The organism is Roseomonas aeriglobus, assembly GCA_016937575.1.
Lineage (GTDB): Bacteria > Pseudomonadota > Alphaproteobacteria > Sphingomonadales > Sphingomonadaceae > Sphingomonas > Sphingomonas aerigloba.
Genome location: JAFHKN010000002.1, coordinates 849,631 through 872,449, shown reverse-complemented (window position 1 = coordinate 872,449; position 22,819 = coordinate 849,631). Strand labels below are relative to the sequence as shown.

At 67.1% G+C, this 22,819-nt stretch carries 19 protein-coding genes; 13 read left to right on the top strand and 6 right to left on the bottom strand.

What is annotated here, in order from left to right:
- The first annotated feature begins 100 nt into the window (after nt 1-100).
- A complete protein-coding gene (locus JW805_04680; protein ID MBN2971309.1) occupies nt 101-1,309 on the top strand; it encodes an aspartyl protease family protein in 1,209 nt (402 codons plus the stop codon).
- Nucleotides 1,309-2,775, top strand: coding sequence for a hypothetical protein (locus tag JW805_04675; protein ID MBN2971308.1), 1,467 nt, complete (start codon nt 1,309-1,311; stop codon nt 2,773-2,775). The genes JW805_04680 and JW805_04675 overlap by 1 nt, the downstream gene beginning before the upstream one ends.
- Here JW805_04675 and JW805_04670 read toward each other — a convergent pair.
- The gene (locus JW805_04670; protein MBN2971307.1) at nt 2,765-2,950 is read right to left on the bottom strand and encodes a hypothetical protein; all 186 of its coding nucleotides are present in this window, start codon (nt 2,948-2,950) and stop codon (nt 2,765-2,767) included. The two genes, JW805_04675 and JW805_04670, sit on opposite strands and share 11 nt — an antisense overlap.
- A gap of 59 nt (nt 2,951-3,009) precedes the next feature.
- On the opposite strand from JW805_04670, the gene JW805_04665 reads away from it, so the two are divergent.
- The gene (locus tag JW805_04665; protein MBN2971306.1) at nt 3,010-3,810 is read left to right on the top strand and encodes a class I SAM-dependent methyltransferase; all 801 of its coding nucleotides are present in this window, start codon (nt 3,010-3,012) and stop codon (nt 3,808-3,810) included.
- Nucleotides 3,811-4,061: 251 nt separating this feature from the next.
- Here JW805_04665 and phaR read toward each other — a convergent pair whose 3' ends face one another.
- Complete coding sequence (gene phaR, locus JW805_04660; GenBank protein ID MBN2971305.1) at nt 4,062-4,640, bottom strand: polyhydroxyalkanoate synthesis repressor PhaR; 579 nt, start codon at nt 4,638-4,640, stop codon at nt 4,062-4,064.
- Nucleotides 4,641-4,680: 40 nt separating this feature from the next.
- Here phaR and JW805_04655 point away from each other — a divergent pair, with 40 nt between their 5' ends.
- The 3 genes from JW805_04655 (at nt 4,681) to JW805_04645 (ending at nt 10,657) form a co-directional block, all read left to right on the top strand.
- Nucleotides 4,681-5,742 carry an alpha/beta hydrolase gene (locus JW805_04655; protein MBN2971304.1) on the top strand — a complete coding sequence of 354 codons (1,062 nt, stop codon included), beginning with the start codon at nt 4,681-4,683 and terminating at the stop codon, nt 5,740-5,742.
- A 29-nt stretch (nt 5,743-5,771) separates the two neighbouring features.
- The gene (locus tag JW805_04650; protein MBN2971303.1) at nt 5,772-6,947 is read left to right on the top strand and encodes an acetyl-CoA C-acetyltransferase; all 1,176 of its coding nucleotides are present in this window, start codon (nt 5,772-5,774) and stop codon (nt 6,945-6,947) included.
- Between the two features lie 356 nt (nt 6,948-7,303).
- Nucleotides 7,304-10,657, top strand: a complete 3,354-nt coding sequence (locus JW805_04645) for a TonB-dependent receptor (protein ID MBN2971302.1) — start codon at nt 7,304-7,306, stop codon at nt 10,655-10,657.
- 56 nt (nt 10,658-10,713) lie between these two features.
- Here JW805_04645 and alr read toward each other — a convergent pair whose 3' ends face one another.
- The 4 genes from alr to JW805_04625 all read right to left on the bottom strand — a co-directional run bounded on the left by alr (nt 10,714) and on the right by JW805_04625 (nt 15,619).
- Complete coding sequence (gene alr, locus JW805_04640) at nt 10,714-11,754, bottom strand: alanine racemase (GenBank protein MBN2971301.1); 1,041 nt, start codon at nt 11,752-11,754, stop codon at nt 10,714-10,716.
- A 49-nt stretch (nt 11,755-11,803) separates the two neighbouring features.
- Nucleotides 11,804-13,393, bottom strand: a complete 1,590-nt coding sequence (locus JW805_04635; GenBank protein ID MBN2971300.1) for an MFS transporter — start codon at nt 13,391-13,393, stop codon at nt 11,804-11,806.
- Nucleotides 13,394-13,580: 187 nt separating this feature from the next.
- Nucleotides 13,581-14,663, bottom strand: a complete 1,083-nt coding sequence (locus JW805_04630) for an FAD-binding oxidoreductase (protein ID MBN2971299.1) — start codon at nt 14,661-14,663, stop codon at nt 13,581-13,583.
- Nucleotides 14,660-15,619 (bottom strand): alpha/beta hydrolase, encoded by a 960-nt coding sequence (locus JW805_04625; GenBank protein MBN2971298.1) that lies wholly within the window; start codon nt 15,617-15,619, stop codon nt 14,660-14,662. Before JW805_04625 ends, JW805_04630 begins: the two co-directional genes overlap by 4 nt.
- Nucleotides 15,620-15,669: 50 nt before the next feature.
- Between JW805_04625 and JW805_04620 the strand changes: the two genes are divergently transcribed.
- From JW805_04620 to JW805_04590, 7 genes are read left to right on the top strand one after another with little or no spacing between them, the layout of a single operon-like run.
- Nucleotides 15,670-16,140 (top strand): prepilin peptidase, encoded by a 471-nt coding sequence (locus tag JW805_04620; GenBank protein ID MBN2971297.1) that lies wholly within the window; start codon nt 15,670-15,672, stop codon nt 16,138-16,140.
- Between the two features lie 50 nt (nt 16,141-16,190).
- The gene (cpaB, locus tag JW805_04615) at nt 16,191-17,228 is read left to right on the top strand and encodes a Flp pilus assembly protein CpaB (protein MBN2971296.1); all 1,038 of its coding nucleotides are present in this window, start codon (nt 16,191-16,193) and stop codon (nt 17,226-17,228) included.
- A gap of 1 nt (nt 17,229) precedes the next feature.
- A complete protein-coding gene (locus tag JW805_04610) occupies nt 17,230-18,801 on the top strand; it encodes a pilus assembly protein N-terminal domain-containing protein (protein MBN2971295.1) in 1,572 nt (523 codons plus the stop codon).
- Nucleotides 18,802-18,827: 26 nt separating this feature from the next.
- On the top strand, nt 18,828-19,460 hold the full coding sequence (locus JW805_04605) for a CpaD family pilus assembly protein (protein MBN2971294.1): 633 nt from the start codon (nt 18,828-18,830) through the stop codon (nt 19,458-19,460).
- The gene (locus JW805_04600; protein ID MBN2971293.1) at nt 19,460-20,746 is read left to right on the top strand and encodes a hypothetical protein; all 1,287 of its coding nucleotides are present in this window, start codon (nt 19,460-19,462) and stop codon (nt 20,744-20,746) included. Before JW805_04605 ends, JW805_04600 begins: the two co-directional genes overlap by 1 nt.
- Before the next feature lie 54 nt (nt 20,747-20,800).
- Nucleotides 20,801-21,778, top strand: coding sequence for a type II secretion system F family protein (locus JW805_04595; protein MBN2971292.1), 978 nt, complete (start codon nt 20,801-20,803; stop codon nt 21,776-21,778).
- An 18-nt stretch (nt 21,779-21,796) separates the two neighbouring features.
- Complete coding sequence (locus JW805_04590; protein ID MBN2971291.1) at nt 21,797-22,798, top strand: type II secretion system F family protein; 1,002 nt, start codon at nt 21,797-21,799, stop codon at nt 22,796-22,798.
- Nucleotides 22,799-22,819: the final 21 nt, after the last annotated feature.

The following is a 22,819-nucleotide window of genomic DNA, read 5'->3' as shown; positions in this document are numbered from 1 at the left end:
GATCAGGCTATGCCTGCCGTGCCCCATTTGCAAATCGAGCGATGGGTGGCCCAACGCCGCCATTGTTTCGCCGCGCAAACCCGCTAACAGCCCGGCTCACATGCGCGCCCTCCCGCTCGTCGTCCTTGCCGTTTCCCTTGCCCTGCCCGTCACCGCGCGGCAGCCGAAGGCAAGCGCGCCCATCGCCTTGTCCCCGGCACCGTCGCTCGCCGCCGATACCGAGGTGCGGTGGGTGCCGTTCGAGCTGACGCCGGGCAACCAGATCGCGTTCAGAATGGCGGTCAATGGACGTTCGGCGACCGCAGTGCTCGACACGGGCGTCAATTTCACGCTGGCCGCAAGCGCGTTTGCAGGCAGCATCGGGTTGAGACCGACCGCCAGCGGCCAGGCCGCGGCCGCGATCGGCGGGTCGTTGCCCATCGCATGGGCGCCGGTCGAGAGCATCGACTTCGGCGGGCTGTCACGCCATGGCGGGCGGATCGGGGTCGCCGACCTGACCGCGCTGGCGACGGGCACAACGAAGGCGGTCGACGTCGTCGTCGGCGCCGACCTGCTCGCCGCGCACGCGCTCGATATCGATTTCGACAATCGCCGCTTCCGCCTGCTTCCCAGCGGCCGGATGCCGTTTCGCGGTACCAGCGTCGCGCTTTCGACCGCGCCGCAGACCGGCACGTTCCAGGTCGACGCGACGGTCGGCACCGCGCGCCTGCGTCCGCTGCTACTCGATACCGGCGACGGATCGACGCTGACGCTGTCGCGCGAAGCCTGGGCGACGACGCGGTTGCCCGATGTGGGGCTGACGTCGGCCTATGCGGTGGGCCTGGCCGGACCGATCGAAACCGATCTGGTCGTCCTGCCCCAGGTGCGGCTGGGGGCCGCGCCCGCGCGCAATGTCGAGGTGCGGATCGAACCGCCGCGCGGCTATTCGATGCAGACCGGCACCGCGGGCCGCATCGGTAACGGCTTCCTCCAGCGGTACCGCGTGTTGCTCGACCCGAAGGCGCGCCGCATGATCCTCAGCCCCGGCAAGGACGCCGACCGGATGCCGCTCAAATCGACCAGCGGGCTCCTGCTGTCCTATGAGGGCAAGGCGTTGCGCGTACTGCACGTGATGCGCGGGTCTCCGGCTGCCACCGACGGTTGGCGCGCGGGCGAACGGATCTGCGCGATCGATGGCGCGAAGCTGCCCGACGACTATCGCACCAGCAAGCTCGGCCAATGGCCCGCCGGCACGCCCGGTCGCACCGTCCGGTTGGGGCTATGCGACGGCGGGGCGGAGCGCGCATTGACGCTGGCGGCCTTCTACTGATGAACGAAGCGCGTCCGCTTCCCCCATGGGCAGCGGCGCTGCTGCTGCTCGTCATTGCCGTCGGGCTGCGCGGGGCGGATTTCGGCAATCCGATCATCCATGTCGACGAGCAATATTATCTGCTGATCGGCCAGCGGATGCTCGACGGAGCGGTTCCCTACCTCGATCTCTGGGATCGCAAGCCGGTCGGGCTGTTCCTGCTCTATGCAGGCGCAGCCGCGCTGCCGGGTGACGACGTCGTCGGCTATCAGCTCATCGCCACGCTGTTCGCCGGGCTCACGGCGTGCGTGGTCGCCAGCGGTGCCCGGGCGCTCGGCGCCAGCCGCAGCGGTGCGTTCGCCGCCGGAGTCGCCTACCTGATCTGGCTGCCGCTGCTCGGCGGGCGTGGCGGGCAGGCACCCGTCTTCTACAACCTCTTCATCGCCGTCGCCGCGCGTCTCATGCTGCGCCTGCCCGATCTGGCCGAGCATCGGCGGCGCGGCGCGATCGCGGCAGGCGGTGCGCTGGCGTGCTTGGCCGCGGGCCTGGCCATTCAGATCAAGACGACCGCGGCGGTCGAGGCGGCGTTCCTTGGCCTCGCGCATGTCTATTGGCTCGTTCGCGCGCGCGGCGGGGGGGTCGCGGTGCTTGCGGCCAGCGTCCTCTGGCTCGCGATCGGTCTCGCGCCGACCGCGGCGGCCGTCCTGACCTACCGCGCGATGGGGCCAGCGGCGCTCGATGCGTGGTGGTTCGCCAACGTCGTGTCGATCTTCCTCCGACCCGGCTATCCCCTGGGGGAGATCGGCATGCGGCTGCTGGGGATTGTCGCCCAGCTGTCGCCGCTGCTGCTGTGCGCGGCGATCGCGTGGCGGCGGCGCAAGGTGCGTCTGACCGGCGAGCGCGCGCTCGCTTTCGCCTGGCTCGGCGCGGCGGTCATTGGCTTCGTCGCGATCGGTACCTTCTTCGATCATTACGCTCTGCCGCTACTGCCGCCGCTGACGATGATCGCCGGCATCGCGCTGGGGCGGATTCCGCGCATCCTGGTCGGCACGCTGATGCTCGGTCTGCTGCTGCTCGTCGTGGAGCGTGCCTTCATCGCCCCCGATGTCGCCGGCGCGCGGGCAGTAGCGGAGGTCGTGGCCAAGAACCGTCGCGGTGGCTGCCCCTATGTCTTCATCGGCGATACCGCGACCTACACCCTGTCGCACAGCTGTGTGCCGACCGCCCATGCCTTTCCCAACTTCCTCGCCTACACGACCGAGGCGGGCGCGACCGGAATCGACGAGGTCGCGGAGGTGCGACGCATCCTGGCCGCACGCCCGCCGCTGATCGTCGCATCGACCCGCAAGCTGGCGATCTGGAACCCGGCGACCGTCGCCCTGCTCCAGCCTGTGCTCGCGAGCCAGTATCGGCAGGTTCTGAGCGTCCCCCGGTCGAGCTACCGGACGGTCGTCTTCCTGCGCCGCGATTTGGCCGTTATCCGCTGATCGCGAGCGCGGCCAGCATGACGCCGCCGAACAGCGCCGCGAACTGCACCGTCGTCCAGTCGATGGCGCTCACCCGATCGAGATTGACGCGCCGGTCCCGCCGCCACGATGCGACGCCGCTTGCCACCGCGAGAACCGCACAGGCCGCCACGCCACCCCATAACCGCACTTGCATCGCCCCGCCCCATCCCTAGAATCGCATCCAACAGAACAGGGAGATGTGTCTTGCGTCCGATGCTCGCAACCCTCGGCCTCGGGGCCGTCGCGCTGGCGGTGACCAGCGTTGCCACCGGCCAGCCCGCCAGCCTGCGCAGCGAAATCGCCCGCGCGGTCGCGGCAACCACCCGCACGCCAGCGAACGTCGCCCGCGACCAATACCGCCACCCGACCGAGACATTGACCTTTTTCGGCGTGAAGCCGACCGACACCGTCGTCGAATTGATCCCCGGCGGCGGCTGGTACACCGAGATCCTCGCGCCCTATCTCGCGCAACGCGGTACCTATTACGCCGCGGGCAACATGGCGCGCGGGCTGGACGGGGTGAAGAAACTGCAGGCCGCCAATCCGACCGCGTACGGCAAGGTCAAGCTCGCCGCCTTCCCGGCCGCCGCAGGCGAACCGACCGTTCCTGCCGGCAGCGCCGACGTCGTGCTGACGTTCCGCAACGTCCACAACCTGCGCTTTGCCGGCGTCGACCGGACGCAGGCCGCGTTCGCCGAGATGTTCCGCATGCTGAAGCCCGGAGGGACGCTCGGTATCGTCGAGCATCGCCTGCCCGAGGGCCGCGACTCCGCGGCCGAGGAAAAGAGCGGCTATATGAAGACGTCGAGCGTCGTCGCCTTCGCCGAAAAGGCCGGGTTCAAGCTGGCAGGGAAATCGGAAGTCAACGCCAACCCCAAGGACACCGCCGACTGGCCCGAGGGCGTCTGGACACTGCCGCCGACCTACCGCCTGAAGGACGTCGATCGCGAGAAATACGCCGCGATCGGCGAGAGCGACCGGATGACGCTGAAGTTCGTGAAGCCGAAGCGGTGACTGAAATTCCTCCCCCAGCTTGTCTGGGGGAGGGGGACCGGCGAAGCCGGTGGAGGGGCGTTCCCCTCGCCATCGACCGGCTTGCAAGCCCCTCCACCGGCTTCGCCGGTCCCCCTCCCCCAGACAAGCTGGGGGAGGATCTGGAACGTCTGGAGCGCGCCCCGGCAAAGCCGCCCCGTCGGCCGGCCATGCCCGCCGGCCGAAGCGTCGCCCGCGACGCGGAATTGGCAAACCAATTCGGCTGGCGACGCCTAGAGCTTCGCGACCTTGTCCTGCAGCTTGGCAAGTTCCGCCTTCAGCGCCGCAATCTCATCATCCTTGCTCGACGCCGCACCGGTCGCCGGCGCCGGAGCGGGAGCCGCCGCTCCCGGCACCCCGCCCTGCGCACCCGGCTTGAACGCCTGCGCCGCGGCCTCGAACATCGCCATGTTGCGCTTGGCGATCTCCGCGAACGGTGAGTGAGCGAACGCGCCCTCGACCGCCGACTTGAACTGTTCCTGGTTGCGACGGAAACTGTCCATCGACGCTTCCAGATAGCCCGGCACCATCGCCTGCATGCTGTCGCCGTACAACGCGATCAGCTGGCGCAGGAACGGAACCGGCAGCATCGTCTGCCCGCGCGCTTCCTCTTCCATGATGATCTGGGTCAGAACATTATGCGTGATGTCTTCCTCGGTCTTCGCGTCGACGACCTTGAAGTCGCGACCTTCGCGGGTCATCGCCGCCAGGTGGTCGAGCGTGATGTAGGACGACGATTCAGTGTTGTAGAGGCGGCGGTTCGCGTATTTCTTGATGATGACCGGCCCGGTCCCCGTGGCAGTCTTCTTCATGGCGGACGATGCCCCTCTCACAGATGCGGATGTGGTTGTGATGACTGATGGCGTACCACCGATCGATGCCGCACCGCAACACGCGCCCCGGCCCTTCCCTCTGTTCTTGTCGATGCTGCGCAGCGAAACTGCACAAAATCGGGACAGGCGTGCCGCAGCGCTGAAGGGTCTGGCGCGCTATCAAGGCGCCCCGCGCGGTCCCCGCCCTGCCCCGATGCCTGCGGTCGCGACGGCCGGTCGGGCGTCGTTGCGCGATTATGGCGGCGCCGGGCGCCCGGTCGTCTTCGTCCCCTCGCTCATCAACCCGCCCTTCGTCCTCGACCTCGCCCCGGGCCAGTCGCTGCTGCGCTGGCTGGCGCGCGAGGGGGTTCGCGCGCTGCTGGTCGATTGGGGCGAGCCGACCCCGGATGCGCGCGACGAGGATGTGACAGCGCATGTCGAACGCCTGCTGCTGCCGATGCTCGCGACATTGGAGATGCCGCCCGTGCTCGTCGGTTATTGCCTGGGCGGCACCATCGCGCTCGCCGCCGCCCGCGCAGCGCGCGCGCACGCCGTCGGGCTGATCGCCGCCCCCTGGCACTTTTCCGGCTTTCCGGACCCCGCCCGCGCACAGATCGCCGCGCTGTGGGATGCGGCGCGTCCGACCTGTGCGGCGCTGGGGCTGGTGCCGATGGAAGTGCTCCAGTCCGGGTTCTGGCGGCTCGACCCGGCACGTACCATCGCCAAATACGCAGCGCTTGCCGACGCCGATGACGCCACGCTCGCGCGGTTCGTGGCGCTGGAGGATTGGGCGAACCAGGGCGCGCCGCTGACCTACGCCGCCGGCCGCCAGATGTTCGAAGGCTTCTTCGCCGCCGATGCGCCAGGCACCGGTTGCTGGCAGATCGCGGGAGAGACGGTAGATCCCGACGCCCTGTCGTGTCCCATCGCCGACTTCGTGTCGCTCACCGATCGCATCGTGCCGGCCGCGACCAGCGTCGGGATCGGCGACCGGCATGATGTCGGCGCCGGCCACGTCGGGATGATCGTCGGCAGTCGGGCGCGCGCGCTGCTGTGGGAGCCGCTGCTGGACTGGCTAAAGACGGTCGCGGTCGCTAGATAGGCGGTGAATTTTCCACGCAGAGGATTTCCATGACCGACATCGTCATCGCCGCCGCCAAGCGCACCCCCGTGGGCAGCTTTCTGGGTGCCTTTGCCGCAACGCCGGCGCACGAACTCGGGCGCGTCGCGATCGAGGCTGCGCTGGAACAGGCCGGCGTGAAGGGCGAAGAAGTTGATGAGGTCATCCTCGGCCAGGTGCTCACCGCCGGCCAGGGCCAGAACCCCGCGCGCCAGGCATCGATGGCTGCCGGCGTGCCGAAGGAAGTGCCCGCCTGGGGTGTCAATCAGGTCTGCGGTTCGGGCCTGCGGGCGGTCGCCCTCGCGTTCCAGGCGGTGGCCAATGGTGACGCCAAGATCGTCGTCGCCGGCGGGCAGGAATCGATGTCGATGTCGGCGCACGCCCAGTCGCTGCGCCCGGGCACCAAGATGGGCGACGTGAGCCTGGTCGACACGATGATCAAGGACGGCCTGACCGACGTCTTCAACGGCTATCACATGGGCATCACCGCCGAGAATCTGGCCGAGCAATATCAGATCGCCCGTGGCGAGCAGGACGCCTTCGCCGTCCGCTCGCAGAATCTTGCGGAGAAGGCGCGCGAGGCCGGCCGATTCAAGGACGAGATCGCACCGGTGACGATCAAGGGTCGCAAGGGCGATACCCTTGTCGAGAACGACGAATATATTCGCGCGGGCGCCACTGTCGACGGCGTGGCGGGCCTGCGCCCGGCGTTCAAGAAGGACGGTACCGTCACCGCCGCCAACGCCAGCGGCATCAACGACGGCGCCGCCGCGCTGGTCGTGATGTCTGCCGACGAAGCCAAGGCCCGCGGCATTACCCCGCTCGCGCGCATCAAGAGCTGGGCGTCAGCCGGTGTGGACCCGTCGGTGATGGGTATCGGCCCGGTTCCGGCGAGCAAGAAGGCACTGGAGAAGGCCGGCTGGAGCGTCGCCGACCTCGACCTTATCGAAGCCAATGAAGCCTTCGCCGCACAGGCGCTGGCCGTCGGCAAGGAAATGGGCTGGACCGACGACAAGCTGAACGTCAACGGCGGCGCCATCGCCATCGGTCACCCGATCGGAGCGTCGGGCGCGCGCGTCCTGACGACGCTGATCTACGAAATGAACAAGCGCGACGCGAAGAAGGGCCTGGCGACGCTCTGCATCGGCGGCGGCATGGGCATCGCCATGTGCGTCGAGCGCGATTGAGGCACACGAAGGCGTTCGCCGCTCTGTAGATTTCCCCGGATCCTCTCTCGCGTTTGGCGGGACGCGGCCCCGGGGAAGCTCATTGTCTTCCGCCGTCGACATCAGGCGCGACGAGGGGATTCTGGCGGTCTTTGCCGCTCGTTGCGGCTGACGTTCCGGCACGCACGCAGATAGGACCGGCGCGGCCGGCGAGCCGGCCGATCCCAGAAATGCTTCGCAACAATCTGTCACATTGTTGCAACAGCTATCTCAAAAGACGCGGAATTTTTCGCCCTTAGCAAAAATCAGGTTGCGGAAGCGCGGTGGTTTCCTGTCTCTAGGATTAACGGAAATCCGTTATCCAAAGGGGCTTATCCATGAATATCTCGCGCCTGATGGGAGCGACGGCTCTCGCAAGCACGCTGGCGTTTGCGAGTCCGGCATTCGCGCAGACCACGGCACCGACCGACAACAGCAGCGTCGCTGGCAACCCGACGGCGCGCGACGGCGTCTGCCCGCCGAACACGCCGAACGACCCGGACTGCGTCGACCAGGCATCGACCGAAGGTGAAACCGTTCTGGTGACGGGTTCGCGCATCGCTGGTGCGACCGCGCTCGATTCGCCGGTGCCGATCACGCAGCTGACCGCTGCCGAACTGGTCGACGACGGCAACCTGTCGCTCGGCGACGCGATGAACCAGCTGCCGTCGCTGCGTTCGACCTGGAGCCAGGCGAACTCGACGCGCGCCATCGGCACCGCGGGTCTGAACCTGCTCGACCTGCGCGGCCTGGGCATCGACCGCACGCTGGTGCTGGTCAACGGCCGCCGTCACGTGTCGTCGGTTCCGGGTCAGTATGTCGTCGACGTCAACACGATCCCGACCGCACTGCTCGAAAGCATCGAAGTCATCACCGGCGGCACCTCGGCCGTCTACGGTTCGGACGCGATCGCGGGCGTCGTCAACTTCAAGCTGAAGCGCGATTTCGAAGGCCTCGAAGCTCGCGTCCAGGGCGGCGTTTCGGACCGCGGCGATCGCGGCGCCTACACGGCGACGTTCGTGGCCGGCAAGAACTTCGCCGAAGGCCGCGGCAACATCGCGATCTCGGGTGAATATGCGAAGTCGGAGACGGTGCTGTTCTCTGACCGCAACGACCAGACGGGTGCCTACACCGGCGCGCCCGGGTTCTATACGACCCAGGCAACCTCGCGCCTCGTCAACGGGACCTTGGTGAACGAAGCGCCTGAAGGCGACGGCATCCCCGACACGACGTTCTTCAATTCGTACCCGGGTTCGAAGTTCAGCAACATCTCGCTGGGCGGCTTCGTCGCCACGGCGTGCCCGACGCTCGTGAACGTCACGCCGGCGCTCCTTGCACGCCGCGCTGCGGTCTGCGCAGGCGTCTTCTCGCCGACGACGGGTGTGGAAGCGGCTGACGGCTACGTCTTCAACGATTTCGGCCAGCTGGTCCGTAACACGCCGGAAATCGACCTGCGTGCGTTCGGTGGCGGCATCCTGGGCGGCCAGAGCGCAACCGGTCTCGAAGGCGCGATGCTGCTTCCTGGTCTGCAGCGCTATTCGACGAACCTGCTCGCCAGCTATGAATTCTCGCCGGCGGCGCGTTTCTACTTCGAAGGCAAGTACGTCAACGTCACCAACAACCAGACGTCGACGCAGCCCAGCTTCCTCAGCGGCTCGCCGCTGTTCAACACGTTCCAGCTGACCAATCCGTTCCTGACGGCGGACAACGTCAACACGCTGCGGACGATCCTGGCACCGGGCGCGACCCAGTTCTCGATGCTGCGCTTCAACAACGATCTCGGTACGCGCGCGGAAGACCATAAGCGTCAGACCTACCGCTTCGTCGCTGGTGTCGACGGCCAGATCAGCACGACCGCGAATCTCAGCTACGACATCGCGTTCAACTATGGTCGGACCAAGACCTATTACGAAACCGGCGGCAACGTCGACATCGCGAAGTTCAACGCGGCACTGGGTGCGGTTGCTGCACCGGCCGACTACACTGGCCCGACGATCACGACCGCCGGTGGCGTTCGCGTCGCCTGCGCCGTGAACGTCGACCGTGCGGCGGGCAGCACCACGACGTTCAACACTGCGAATGACGTGGCTGGCTGTTTGCCCTTCAATCCGTTCGGCCAGTATCGGAACGCGCCGGAAGTCGTAAATAACTTCCTGTACACCTCGTCGCGTCGCGAATGGGCGGAGCAGATCAACGCGGTCGCTTCGATCAGCGGCGACTCGTCCGGCCTGTTCTCGCTGCCGGGCGGCAACGTAGGCTTCGCGTTTGGCGGCGAATACCGTCGCGAGGACGCGTTCCAGGCATATGATGCCTTCACCGCGCAGCAGCCGGTGCCAGCGACTGCGCTCAATACTGCCGGGCGCAACACGTTCCTGAACGCCTTCGCACCGTTCAACCCGCCCGCGGTCGACGTGGTCGAGGGCTTTGGTGAAATTCGCGTCCCTATCCTGCGCGACACGTTCATCAAGGAACTGACGGCGACGGGTGCGGCTCGTATCTCGAAGTACAGCAACCTTCCTAAGGGTGTCTGGGCTTGGAACGCCGGCCTGACGTTCGCCCCGGTCGAGGATATTCGGTTCCGCGTCGGCTACGCGAAGGCGGTGCGCGCGCCGAACCTGAGCGATCTGTACGCCACGGCGGCACAGTCGTTCTTCACCCTGACCGACCCCTGCAACCAGGGCAACACGATCACTTCGAATCCGAACCGGGCACGTAACTGCGCCGCGGCAGGCGTTCCGACGACGATCACCTATACTGACGACCAGGGTATCGTTCGTACCATCCCATGGGTGAACAACGCCGCAACCACGCCGCAGTTCGCGACGGGTGGCAACCCGCTGCTGAATCCGGAAGAGAGCAAGAGCCTGACCGTAGGCGCCGTGTTCCAGCCGCGCTTCCTGCCGGGCTTCTCGGTCACGGTCGACTATTACCGGATCAAGGTGACCAACGTCATCGCCAGCCTGGCGGCGCAGACGGTCATCAACCAGTGCTATGACGACCCGGTCGGCATCAACAACCCGTTCTGCGCGGTCGTTTTCCGCCGCACCTCGACCAACCCGCTCGAGAATGCGACGTTCAATGGCCAGACCGGACGTAACCTGGCTGGTATCGCCGCACCGGTGATCCTGCCGCTGATCGGCCCGTCGGTGATTTCGCAGCCGTTCAACTATGCGAAGTTCAAGACGTCGGGCATCGACGCGGACATCCGCTACAACTACACGTTCGATTACGGTCTGCGCTTCAGCTACCGTGCGATCATCAGCTGGCTCGAAAACCGCGAAACGTTCACCTTCATCACGGCTCCGGAGCAGTCGACCCGCGCGCATGGCGTGGTCGGTGACCCGATCTGGCGCGGTCGCATGAGCGTGAACCTGGCATATAAGGGCTTCGATGCAGGCTATGACCTGAACTACGTCGGCAAGGGCTCGATCGCCGCCTGGGAAGTCCAGCGTACCCACCAGGGTCGTGGCCCGACCAATGCCGACGCGTTCCCGTTCCGCGACTATCCGGCGCAGGACACGCACGACGTCCAGTTCGGCTATCGCGTGAACAAGAACTACCGGTTCTACTTCGGCGTCGACAACGTCATGGACACGCTGCCGCCCTACGGTCTGACCGGCACGGGTGCCGCTTCGGGCGTCTACGGCGTGGTCGGTCGCTACTTCTACGCGGGCGCGAACGTGAACTTCTGATCACGGTCCGATACTATCACCCTTGGGGGTCGCCGTCCGGCGGCCCCCTTTTTTGCCTATCGAACGATCCGCTCGAACCGGTGACCGAGCCCGGTCAGAAGCTCGTACTGGCTCATCCCGCTCGCGCCGGACGCCTCTGGCAAGGCATAATCGAGCGAGACCCACGCGCCTTCGCTCAAGCGCGGCGCGGCGGACAGGTCGAGCGCCACCAGGTCCATCGATACTCGCCCAATCACCGGCAGCGCCTCGCCTGCCGGTCCGCGGGCCATGCCGCGGCCCGAGAAGCCGCGCCAATAGCCGTCGGCATAGCCCAGGTTGACGATCGCGACTGCGGTATCCCGTTGGGCGGTCCAGGTCGCGTTGTAGCCGACCGTCTCGCCGGCGCGGACGGCGCGGCGCTGGAGGATCTGCGCCTCAATGCCCACCACCGGGCGGATCAAGTCGGCCAGCTCGCCGCGCGGGACGCCGCCGTATAGCGCCAGGCCCGGGCGGGTCAGATCGAAGGCATATTCCGGTCCTAGCGCGATGCCGGCCGAGTTGGCGAGGCTCAGGCGCCTGGCCGATGTCTGCCCCGCCAGACCGGCGAACGCCGCCCGTTGCCGCGCGTTGAGGGGGTGATCGTCGTCCGCGCAGGCGAGGTGGCTCATCAACGTCTCGATCGCCAAGCCGTCCAACACGCCGTCCGCCACATCCTGCACCGACAGACCCAGCCGGTTCATGCCCGTGTCGACCATCACGTCGCACGCGCCGCCGCCTATCGCCCGCCAGCGGCGAACCTGATTCACGGTGTTCAGGACCGGCCGCACGCCGGGCAGACCGATTTGCGTCGCATCCTCATCGCGGATCCCGTGAAGGACGCCGACGGTCGCCGGTCCCACATCGCCCAGCGCGCGCGCCTCGCCCCAAGTCGCGACGAACAGGTCGCGGCAGCCGGCGGCGACCAGCCGGGTGGCGACATCGCGCGCGCCCAGGCCATAGCCGTTGGCCTTGACCGCTGCGCCACACGCGGCACGGCCGCTCATTCGGGCAAGCGTACGCCAATTGGCGACGACTGCGTCGCCATCGATCAGGAGGCGGTTGGGGGCGGTCCAGTCCATGCCCCGCGGCTAGGCCCAACCGCCCCCCGCCGCAACCGCCCCGCCCCGCTCAGTCCTTGATCAGGTCGCTTTCCTTGATGAAGAACAGCATCACGACCAGCGCCAGTGCCACGACGCCCCAGGTGTACCACAGCCCCGCATAGGGGTTCCCCGATCGCGCGACGATATACTGGCTGATGAAGGGCAGGAAGCCGCCGAAATAGCCGGTGCCCAGATGATAGGGGATCGACATCGACGAATAGCGGATGCGCGCCGGGAACATCTCGCTCAGCACCGCGGCGACTGGCCCATAGGTCATGCCCGACAGGAAGGCGAGGCCGAGGATGCCGACCAGGATCAGCACGATCTCACGCCCCGACGGCGTCACCTTGTCGAGGTTGTAGCCCGCCCGTTCGAGCGCGGCATCGAGCGCGGCCGGACTGACGTCGGTCTGCGGCATCCCGCCGATCGACACAGCGACCGACCCGGCCTGCACCTTGGTATAGCCGACGCCCTTCTTCGACAGATAGTCGAGCACCTGACCGCACGCGTCCTTCTGCTTGGCGGCGAAAGGATCATAGGCGCAGTGCGGGCCGGCGACGATCACCGGCGCGCGGTCGCTGGCGCGGGCGAGCTCCGGGTTTGCGGCATGGCCGATCAGCCAGAACAGCGGGAACAGCGCGATCAGCGTGAGGGCATAGCCGACGACGATCGGCAGCTTGCGCCCAACGCGGTCGCTCAGCTTGCCGAAGAGGATGAAGAAGCCCAGGCCGCCCAGCGCGCCTGCCCCCACCAGCAGTTGCGCGGGCGTCTCGGCGACGCGCATCGGCCCCTGCAGGAACGACAGCACGCTGAACAGCGCAGTGTACCAGATGACGGTCAGGCCCGCAGCGATGCCGAACAACGCGACGAACAGGCGACGCGGGTTGCCGGGATAGGTGAAGCTTTCGACGAACGGGTTGCGCGCGGTCTTGCCCGCGGCCTTCATCGCCTTGAACACCGGGCTTTCGCTCAACATCAGCCGCATCCACAGCGACACCGCGAGAAGCGCGATCGAGAAGAGGAACGGCACGCGCCAGCCCCAGGCGGTCCAGGTATCGACCGGCATCGATGCCTTGGCCAGCAGCACGACCGCGAGGCTGAGGATGAAACCACCGGCGACGCTCGCCTGGATGAAGCTGGTGTAATAGCCGCGCTTCTTCGCACTCGCGTGCTCCGCGACGTAGATTGCCGCGCCGCCATATTCGCCGCCCAGCGCCAGTCCCTGGCCCACGCGCATCAGCAGGATCAGCGCCGGCGCCCACACCCCGATTGCGGCATAGGTCGGCACCAGCCCGATGCCCGCGGTCGCGATGCCCATCAGCGTGATGGTGACAAGGAAGGTGTACTTCCGCCCCAGCCGGTCGCCGAGGAAGCCGAACAGCACCGCCCCGAGCGGCCGGAACGCGAAGCCGACCGCGAAGGTACCCCAGGCCAGCAGCGTCGCCAGCAACTCGTTGCCCTGCGGAAAAAAGCTGCGCTGGAGGATGCCCGACGTCGTCAGCGTCCCCCAGATGAAGAAATCATACCATTCGAAGATGGTGCCGAGCGAGGATGCGGAAATGACGAGCCGGATGTCCTTGCTCGTCGGCTGTGTTCCGATTGCAATATCGTCGGCCATTCCATCCCCCAAATCGTTGCGGGGAGGTTTAGCGGATCGGTGAAGGCCGGCAAGCGGCGAGGCGCACACTCCGCCAAACTCGCCATCCCCGCGAAGGCCGGGATGAATTCTGGCTGAGCGTCGTGAAACGCCCGCAACGCAGCAATTATCGATCCCCGCCTTCGCGGGGATGACGCCGTGGAGCGACTTATCCGAACCGCCGCGGCGAATAGCGCTCGAGATCGAGGGTCGCGATCGAGGCGTGCGGCGCATGGCCCAGCAGCAGCGCCGCCGCGACCCGCGCCGCCGCCGGGGCGGTCTGAATGCCGAAACCGCCCTGCCCGGCGCACCAGAAGAAACCCTCAACCTCGCGGTCGAAACCATAGACCGGAATCCGGTCCGGCGCGAAGCTGCGCAGGCCGGCCCATTTCCGCTCGACCGCCTGAATCCGCCAGTCGACCGCCTGCTCCAGCCGGTCGATCGCGATCGCGACGTCGAGTTCCTCGGGCGCGGCATCGCAAGGGTCGGTCGGCGTCTCGTCGCTGGGCGAAAGCCACAATTTTCCGCCGGCTTCGGGCTTGAAATAGAATTGCGATCCGATGTGCGCGACATGGACCATGTCGTCGGGCACCGCCGGGTCGGTGCGCAGCTGGACGAGCGTGCGACGATAGGGCTGGATGCCGAGCGGCTTCGCGCCGACGCGCGCAGCGACCGGATCGGCCCAGGCGCCCGCTGCGTCGACCAGGATGCCCGCGAGCACCGGCCCGGCGGCGGTTTCGATCCGCCAGTCGCTGCCCTCGCGCGTCGCGGTCTGGAACGCGGCGTTGACCCACAGCTCGCCGCCGGCGCGCTTGAACCGCCCCAGCACTTCGCCATGCAGACCACCGACGTCGATATAGGCGCAGCTCGGCTCCAGGATGCCCAGCGTCCAGTCGTCGCGCAGGCCCGGCACGTGCTCGTGCGGATCGACTCGGGTCAGCTCGACGCCGCTGCCGTCGAATTCCGCGAGAAACGCATCGATCTTCGCCGCTTCGTCCGCGCGACCGATGTGGATCGACCCCAGCGGCGACAGATAGGGCGCGATCGCCTCGCCCGACGCGCTGCTGAGCGGTTGGATATAGGGGCCGCCATAGGTTTCTGACCAGAATGCTGCCGACCGTCCGGTCGAGTGATAGCCTGCGGCCTCCTCGCCCTCGAGGATCACGACCGAGGCATGAGGGGCGACTTCGGCGGCGAGGGACGCGCCGGCGATGCCGCCGCCGATGATGGCGATGTCGAAACGCTTGGTCATGCCCCCACCCCTGCACGCGCATCGAGGAAGGCGTCAATCTCGGCGAGCGCGCGCGCCCGCACCGAATCGACCTCGCGCAGAATTTCGTGCGCGGATTCCGCCCCGAAGCGGACGACACGCGCATCGGGTAGCGTCGCCGCCACCGCCAACGCAGCCTTCGGGTCGACCAGAGCATCGGCTTCGGCGACCAGCATCAGCACCGGCGTGCGGATGCCCGCCAACGCCGCCGATGCATTGAGCCGCCGGGTCGAGGCGAAGCCCTCAGCCAACCACCGCCAGCTGGGCGGCCCGGTCAACAGCGTCGCGTCCTGCGACTGCCACCAGAGCTCGTCGGCGTAACGCGCATCGTCATGAGTCAGCAGCGACTGGCGCGACTTCAGCGTATGCGGACGCTCGTTGCCCTTCCACGCCGCACGGCTCGGGTCGCCGAGCCTTGTCATAAGCGCGGCAACCGCCTCCCCGACCCGCGGTGCGATCGGCGCCTTCAGCCCCAGCATCGGCGCGATCAGCACGACGGCGGCCGGATCGATCGCGCCTTCGGCCAGCGCCCGCAGCACCAGATGGCCACCCATCGAATGGCCCATGGCGATCCGCGGTCCGACAGCAGTCGCCGACCAATCGGCCCAGAAGGCGCGCAGATCCGCCACGAACTCGGCGAAATCGGCGATATGCCCGACATGCGCTGCCGGTGTCGTGCGCCCCGACCCTCCTTGGCCGCGCCAGTCGAACGCCGTGACGCGCCACCCATCCGCCTGCCAGTGCGCGAAGCTTTCCAGATATTTCTCGATGAAATCACCGCGACCGCCCTGAAAGAGGATCGATCCGCGGCAGGCGCCATCCTGCGCCGGCCAGTCGAACACGCGCAGCGACCAGCCATCGGGGGCGCGCCACCACGTGATCGTCGCGCCGTCGGGATGCCGGCGGCGCCGGCCGCTTGCGTCTGAGAAAACCGCCATTGCCGATGGTTACGTTTTGGAAAGCCGGGTCGTCTAGATGTCTGAGATCGATGGGGGATCATCTGTCTCTGGCGCTGCTGGCCGTGCTCGGCCTGTTCCTGCTTTCGGCGGGGATCGAAGACGTGCGCACCCGCGAGATCGCAAACTGGAAGAATGCGGCGATCGCGCTGCTGGCACCGCTGTGGTGGTGGTCGCTCGGACTCGACCTGTGGCCCGGCGCGGCGATCCAGCTGGGCGTCGCAGCGGTCGTGTTCGCGGTATTCGTCGGTGCCTTCGCCCTCGGCATGATGGGCGGCGGCGACGTGAAGCTGATCGGCGCGCTCGCCCTGTGGCTGCCGCCGTTGGCGACCCTGTCGATGCTGATCGTCATGTCGATCGCCGGCGGTATCCTAACCCTGGTTATGATGATCGATGCCCGCGTGCGACGCAGTGGGCGGGCGATCGAGGTTCCCTACGGCGTGGCGATCGCCGTCGCCGGACTTCTCGCGATTCGCGAACCGATAATTAACCAATTCGGCTGATGATTAACGGCGGATCAAACCGCACGACCGTGAAAGGCGCGTGACTCGAAATGGACGGACGCAAGATTATCCTGCTGGTGGGCGCTTTGCTGGTCGCCGGCATCACCGCGTTCATGGCCCGCAGCCTGATGTCCGGTGCTGGCGCACCCGTCGCCATGGCCGGTCAGCCGCAGCCCGTCGTGATCGACGGACCCGAAGTGTTGGTCGCGACCAAGCCGCTGCCGGTCGGCACGATCATCGATGCATCGGCGCTGAAGTTTCAGCCCTGGCCCAAGGAACTGGTCGAAAACGCCTATTTCCTGAAGCAGGGCACCGATCTGAAGAACGTCGTCGGCACCGTCGTCCGCTTCGCGATTCCCGCCGGACAGCCGGTCACGCAGGGTGCGCTGGTGAAGCCGGGTGACCGCGGCTTCCTGGCCGCAGCACTCGGGCCGGGCATGCGGGCCGTCACGGTACCGGTGTCGGCGCAGTCGTCGGTCGCGGGCTTCGTCTTTCCGGGCGACCGCGTCGACCTGCTGCTGACGCAGACGGTGCCCGGCGGCGGCGACGGATCGCCGCTGAAGGCGACCGAGACCATCTTGCGCAACCTGCGCGTGCTGGCGACCGACCAACGCACCGACAAATCGACCGACGACCAGGGCAAGACCGTCGTCAACGCCTATTCGACCGTGACGCTGGAAGTGACGCCGACCATCGCGGAAAAGATTTCGGTCGCACAGACCGTCGGTTCGCTGTCGTTGTCGCTGCGCTCGATCGCCGACAATGCCGGGGAGTTGGAGGAAGCGATCGCCAGCGGCGACGTGACCGTGCCTGATGGCACCGATCCCAAGGCCGAAAAGGCGATGCTGGCACGCATCGCGGCACGTCCGAGCGACAGCAAGGGCAGCTTCGTGACCGGTGCCGACGTGTCGCGGTTCCAGCGGGCGAGCGTGCCGGGCAAGGCCGATGGCGGATCGTCGCCGATGGCTCCATCGGGCGTCCCCGTTGCGGTTCCGCAGGGGGCCCCGGCACCTGCCGTCCAGGGTCCCATCGTCCGAGTTTCGCGCGGCAACGCCGTCACCATTGTCCCGGTTGGGGGGAAGAACTGAGATGCGTGTGTTTCTGAAGCCGCTCGGCCTGCCGCTGGCGACAGCGCTTGCGGCCGCGGCGCTGACCGCGACGCCCGCCGCCACGTCGGCGCAGGTCGCCGAGCGCGCCGGTGACGTGTTGCAAGTGGCAACCAGCCGCGGGCGGCTGGTGACCCTGTCCGCACCGATCAGCGACATCTTCGTCGCCGACGACAAGATCGCCGACGTCCAGGTCCGTTCGCCGACCCAACTCTACGTGTTCGGCAAGTCGGCCGGCGAAACGACGATTTCGGCCACGTCGAAGTCGGGCCGCGTCGTCTATGCGACCACGGTCCGCGTCGGGAACAACTACGACTCGATCGGCTCGATGCTGCGCCTCGCGCTGCCGGATGCTCAGATCACCGCGACGCCGATGAACGGCCTCGTCCTGCTGACCGGCGTCATCGCCGCGCCGGAGGATGCGGCCGAGGCCGAACGGCTGGTCCAGGCCTTCGTCGGCGAGCAGACCAAGGTAATCTCGCGCCTGAAGACGGCGACGCCGCTGCAGGTGAACCTGCAGGTCAAGTTCGCTGAGGTCAGCCGCAGCTTCATCAAGAACATGGGCGTCAATTTCTCCACCGTCGACCAGACGTCGGGCTTCAAGTTCGGCGGCACCCAGGGACGGGCCGGGTCGACGTTCACCCCCGGCGGCCCGCTTGGGGTCGGCTTCACCGAAGCGCCGGCCGGGGCCAGCAAGATCCTGAAGGGCGCCGATGCGGCGACGTTCGGCCTTGCCAGCAAGCTGTTCGGGCTGGACCTCCTCGCCGCGATCGACGTGGGTGAGACCGCGGGCCAGGTGACGACGCTCGCCAGCCCGAACCTGACGGCGCTGTCGGGCGAAACCGCCAGCTTTCTGGTCGGCGGCGAAGTGCCCGTCGTGACGCAGAGCGGCCTGGGCGCCAGCAGCGTCCAGTTCAAGGAATATGGCGTCAGCCTGACCTACACGCCGACGGTGCTTGCCGATGGACGCATCTCCATTCGCGTCCGGCCGGAAGTGTCGCAGCTGTCGTCGGCAGGTTCGGTGACGGTCGATGGAACCAATATCCCCGCGCTCACCACCCGGCGGACCGAGACGACGGTGGAGCTTGGCTCGGGCCAGAGCTTCATGATCGCCGGCCTGTTGTCGAACAGCCATGACAATGCGCTGACCAAGACGCCGGGCATCGGCGACGTGCCGGTGCTGGGCGCGCTGTTCCGCTCGAACGGCTTCAAGCGCAACGAGACCGAGCTGGTGATCATCATCACCCCGTATCTGGTTAAGCCGGTCAACGCGAACGACATCGTGCTGCCGACCGACGGCTACCGTGCGCCCACCGACGCCGACCGGCTGATGCTGGGCACGCTGGCGATGGGCAAGTCGGGCGAGACCCGGCCCAAGCCGCAGATGGCGGTGCCCAGCGCGCCGCCGCCGAGCGCCGGCGCGGTCACCCCCGCCCCGGTCCAGCCGTCGTCGCCCGCGCCCGGTGCCGACGCGACACCGGTCAAGGCGATGGCGCCGACCAAGGACAAATCGAGAAAGGGCGCGGCGCCGATGCCGGGCTTCAGCTTCAAGTGAGTGTGCGCGTGAAGGAGACGGATCGGATGTCGGCCAAGCTTCGAATCCTGCTGGTGGCGACCGCGGCGGTTGCGCTATCGGCCTGCGGAACGCGCAATCCGGGTGTGGAATCGATCCACCAGCCGGTGGTCCAGCGGTCGGACTATGCCTTCGACGTCGCGGCCAGCGGCGGCGGGTTGAGCCGCGAGGAAACCGACCGGCTCGCCGGCTGGATGTCGTCGTTGCGCCTGGGCTACGGCGACCGCGTCGCGGTCGATGCCAACACCGGTGCCGACGCGTCGGTGCGCGACACCGTCGCCGCGCTCGCCGCGCGTTACGGCCTGCTGTTGTCGGAGGACGTGCCCTACACCGCCGGCCAGATCGCGCCGGGCACGGCCCGTGTCGTCGTCACGCGGATGCGTGCGTCGGTGCCGAACTGCCCCGATCACAGCCGCGTGTCGGGCATCGAATATGAGGGCAATGCCGGGTCCAACTTCGGTTGCTCGGTCAATTCGAACCTGGCGTCGATGATCGCGCGTCCGGAGGATCTGGTCCGCGGCCAGCCCGGTGCGCCGACCAGCGATCCGGCGTCCAACTTCAAGGCGATCGACACCTATCGCAAGGCGACGCCGACCGGCGCAGGCGGCCTGAAGGCCGATAGTGCCAAGGGAGGCAATTGATGAACGCGCCCTGGAATCCCGCGCGCGCCGCGACTCGTGACCCCTTCGTCGCCTTCGTGTGCGACGAGGCGAGCGTGGAGGCGATCAAGCCGATCGTCAGCGAAATGGGCTGGCAAACCGAAAAGGTGAACAAGGGCGGGCTGCGCAACGCGGTCCAGACCCTGTCGGTATCGGCAAGCCCCAACATCCTGTTCGTCGACCTGTCGGAAAGCGGAGATCCGCTAAACGACATCAACGCGCTGGCCGAAGTCTGCGAACCCGGCACGATCGTGATCGCGGCCGGCCAGGTCAACGACGTCCGGCTGTACCGCGACCTCGTCGCCAGCGGCATTCAGGATTATCTGCTCAAGCCGCTCCACGCCGACCAGATCCGCGAAAGCCTGACGCAGGCGCAGGCGATGCTGAACGCACCGCGCCAGGCCGACACCGCGGCGGTGGAGCGTCCGCACTGCGCGGCGGCCGTCATCGGCGCGCGTGGTGGCGTGGGTGCATCGACGATGGCGACGTCGCTCGCATGGCTGCTCAGCAGCAGCGCCAAGCGAACGACGGCGCTCCTCGACCTCGACGTCCATTTCGGCACGGGCGCGCTCTCGCTCGACCTCGAGCCCGGCCGCGGCCTGACCGACGCGATCGAAAACCCCAGCCGCATCGACGGCCTGTTCATCGAACGCGCGATGGTGCGGGCGTCGGACAGTCTCGCCGTGCTGTCTGCGGAAGCGCCGATTAACGCGCCGATCATCACCGACGGCGCCGCCTTCTACCAGTTGCAGGAAGAGATGCGCGGCGCCTTCGAGCATACCGTGGTCGACATGCCGCGGTCGATGCTGGTCAATCACCCGCATCTGCTGAACGACATCCAGGTCGCCGTGGTCGTCACCGACTTCACCCTGGCGGCGGCGCGCGACACCATCCGCATCCTTGCCTGGTTCAAGTCGAACGCGCCGGCAACCCGCGTGATCCTGGTCGCCAATCGCGTCCAGCCGGCCGCGGTGCTGGAGATCAGCCGCAAGGATTTCGAAGGGTCGATCGAACGCAAGGTCGACTTCGTGATCCCGTTCGATGCGAAGATCGCCGCGCAGGCCGCCAAGCTGGGCAAGTCCCTGGCCGAAGCCGCCAAGGGGCAGAAGACCTTCGCCCCCCTGACGCAGCTGGCCGAACAGATCGCGGAATATGCCGACGTCGATGCCTCGGCCACCGCCGGTGGCAAGGCGAAGGCAAGCGGCGAATCGCTCATCGGCAAGCTGGGCGTGCTCGGCGCCAGGCTGAAGGCCAAGAAGTCCAAATAAGGTTCGGGTGCCCGTCCGCGGGTCGCCAAGCGTAACGAAAGGTCGAGGCTAGTCGTGGAACCCGCATCGCTGATGATGATCTGCGCCGGTGGGCTGGTGGTGGTGCTGATGATCGCATTCGCGTTCGCCGGTCCCTCCCCCGCCCGCGCCCAGGCACGTCGCGTCCTGGCGGTCCGTGACAGACACCTGGCCCTGAGCGGTGACGGTGCCGTCGAAGCGCGGGTCCGCAAGATCGACACCGCGCGCGCCAGCCAGATGGACGCGACCTTCGGCCGACTGCTGCCCAACCCCGAGCTGCTGCAGAAGCGGCTGGCGATGACCGGCCGGGACTGGACGGTCGGCCAATATGGCATGGCGTCGGCCGGCGCGGTCGTCGGTGTCACGTTGCTCTTCCTCATCTTGGGCATGCCGCTGTTGCTCGCGCTGTTCGTCGGCCTGTTCGCCGGCGTCGGATTGCCGCACATGGTCGTGGGCATCCTCATCAGCCGCCGCGTAGCGAAATTCACCGCCAAATTTCCCGACGCGATCGAGTTGCTGGTGCGCGGCCTGCGTTCGGGTCTGCCGATCACCGAAACGATGGGCGTCGTCGGTGTCGAGGTCGAAGGGCCCGTGGGCGAGGAATTCCGCTCGGTCGCCGACAAGATGAAGATCGGCAAGACGATGGATCAAGCGCTCCAGGAAACCTCGGATCGCCTGGGCACGCCCGAGTTCCAGTTTTTCGTCATCACCATCGCCATTCAGCGCGAAACCGGCGGCAACCTGGCGGAAACGCTTGCCAATCTGGCCGACGTGCTGCGCAAGCGCGGGCAGATGAAGCTGAAGATCAAGGCGATGTCGTCGGAATCCAAGGCGTCGGCCTATATCATCGGCGCGCTGCCCTTCATCGTGTTCGGCCTGATCTGGTTCATCAACGGCAGCTACATGCAGAATTTCTTCATCGACCCGCGTCTCATCATGACCGGGTTGGGGGGACTGGTGTGGATGTCGATCGGCGCGTTCATCATGCGCCAGATGATCAACTTCGAAATCTGACGGGCGAGAATCGCTATCATGACCGCTTCCGCCACCGGCCCCACTCTCCTCGGCATCGACGTGATCTTCGTCGCGACGATCCTGTCGGGCGTCGCCGCCTTCGCCGTCCTGTTCGCCATCTACACCGTCACTACCTCACGCGATCCGATGACGAAGCGCGTGAAGGTGCTGAACGACCGCCGCGAACAGTTGAAGGCCGGCATTACCGCATCGACCAGCAAGCGCCGCGCGAAGCTCGTTCAGAAGAACGAGGCAACCGACCGCATCCGCGCCCTGCTGGGGTCGATGAAGATGCTGCAGGATTCGCAGGTAAAGGCCGCGCAGATCAAGCTGCTGCAGGCCGGCATACGGTCGAAGGAGTGGGCCGTCGCGGTCATCTTCGGTCGCTTGGCGATGCCGATCGTGCTCGGCCTGCCGATGTTGTACTACGTCTACGGCACGGATTCGTTCGCCGACTGGTCGCCGCTGAAGGCCTATGCGTTGGTCGCCGGCACCTTCATCCTGTCGTACAAGGCGCCCGACCTGTACCTCAAGAACAAGATCACCAAGCGGCAGCAGGCGGTGCGCAAGGGCCTGCCCGACGCGCTCGACCTGCTCGTCATTTGCGCCGAAGCCGGCTTGACCGTCGACGCCGCCTTCGCCCGCGTGGCGAAGGAACTGGGTCGCGCCTATCCGGAACTGGGCGACGAATTCCAGCTGACCTCGATCGAGCTGGGCTTCCTGACCGACCGGCGCACCGCATTCGAGAATCTGGCGATGCGCACCGATCTCGATTCGATCAAGGGCGTCGTCACGACCATGATCCAGACCGAGAAATACGGCACGCCGCTCGCCTCGGCGCTGCGCGTGCTGTCGGCCGAATTCCGCAACGAACGCATGATGCGCGCCGAGGAAAAGGCCGCCCGCCTGCCCGCGATCATGACGGTGCCGCTGATCCTGTTCATCCTGCCCGTCCTGTTCATCGTCATTCTGGGCCCCGCGGCCTGCAGCATCAACGACGCGCTGCTTAGCGGCAAATAGCGGAACACGGGCGTGAGGAGC

Coding starts and splice junctions, on each gene's coding strand:
- JW805_04680 (MBN2971309.1), top strand. CDS start 101: ATGCGCGCCCTCCCGCTCGTCGTCCTTGCCGTTTCCCTTGCCCTGCCC.
- JW805_04675 (MBN2971308.1), top strand. CDS start 1,309: ATGAACGAAGCGCGTCCGCTTCCCCCATGGGCAGCGGCGCTGCTGCTG.
- JW805_04670 (MBN2971307.1), bottom strand. CDS start 2,950: ATGCAAGTGCGGTTATGGGGTGGCGTGGCGGCCTGTGCGGTTCTCGCG.
- JW805_04665 (MBN2971306.1), top strand. CDS start 3,010: ATGCTCGCAACCCTCGGCCTCGGGGCCGTCGCGCTGGCGGTGACCAGC.
- phaR (MBN2971305.1), bottom strand. CDS start 4,640: ATGAAGAAGACTGCCACGGGGACCGGGCCGGTCATCATCAAGAAATAC.
- JW805_04655 (MBN2971304.1), top strand. CDS start 4,681: ATGACTGATGGCGTACCACCGATCGATGCCGCACCGCAACACGCGCCC.
- JW805_04650 (MBN2971303.1), top strand. CDS start 5,772: ATGACCGACATCGTCATCGCCGCCGCCAAGCGCACCCCCGTGGGCAGC.
- JW805_04645 (MBN2971302.1), top strand. CDS start 7,304: ATGAATATCTCGCGCCTGATGGGAGCGACGGCTCTCGCAAGCACGCTG.
- alr (MBN2971301.1), bottom strand. CDS start 11,754: ATGGACTGGACCGCCCCCAACCGCCTCCTGATCGATGGCGACGCAGTC.
- JW805_04635 (MBN2971300.1), bottom strand. CDS start 13,393: ATGGCCGACGATATTGCAATCGGAACACAGCCGACGAGCAAGGACATC.
- JW805_04630 (MBN2971299.1), bottom strand. CDS start 14,663: ATGACCAAGCGTTTCGACATCGCCATCATCGGCGGCGGCATCGCCGGC.
- JW805_04625 (MBN2971298.1), bottom strand. CDS start 15,619: ATGGCGGTTTTCTCAGACGCAAGCGGCCGGCGCCGCCGGCATCCCGAC.
- JW805_04620 (MBN2971297.1), top strand. CDS start 15,670: ATGGGGGATCATCTGTCTCTGGCGCTGCTGGCCGTGCTCGGCCTGTTC.
- cpaB (MBN2971296.1), top strand. CDS start 16,191: ATGGACGGACGCAAGATTATCCTGCTGGTGGGCGCTTTGCTGGTCGCC.
- JW805_04610 (MBN2971295.1), top strand. CDS start 17,230: ATGCGTGTGTTTCTGAAGCCGCTCGGCCTGCCGCTGGCGACAGCGCTT.
- JW805_04605 (MBN2971294.1), top strand. CDS start 18,828: ATGTCGGCCAAGCTTCGAATCCTGCTGGTGGCGACCGCGGCGGTTGCG.
- JW805_04600 (MBN2971293.1), top strand. CDS start 19,460: ATGAACGCGCCCTGGAATCCCGCGCGCGCCGCGACTCGTGACCCCTTC.
- JW805_04590 (MBN2971291.1), top strand. CDS start 21,797: ATGACCGCTTCCGCCACCGGCCCCACTCTCCTCGGCATCGACGTGATC.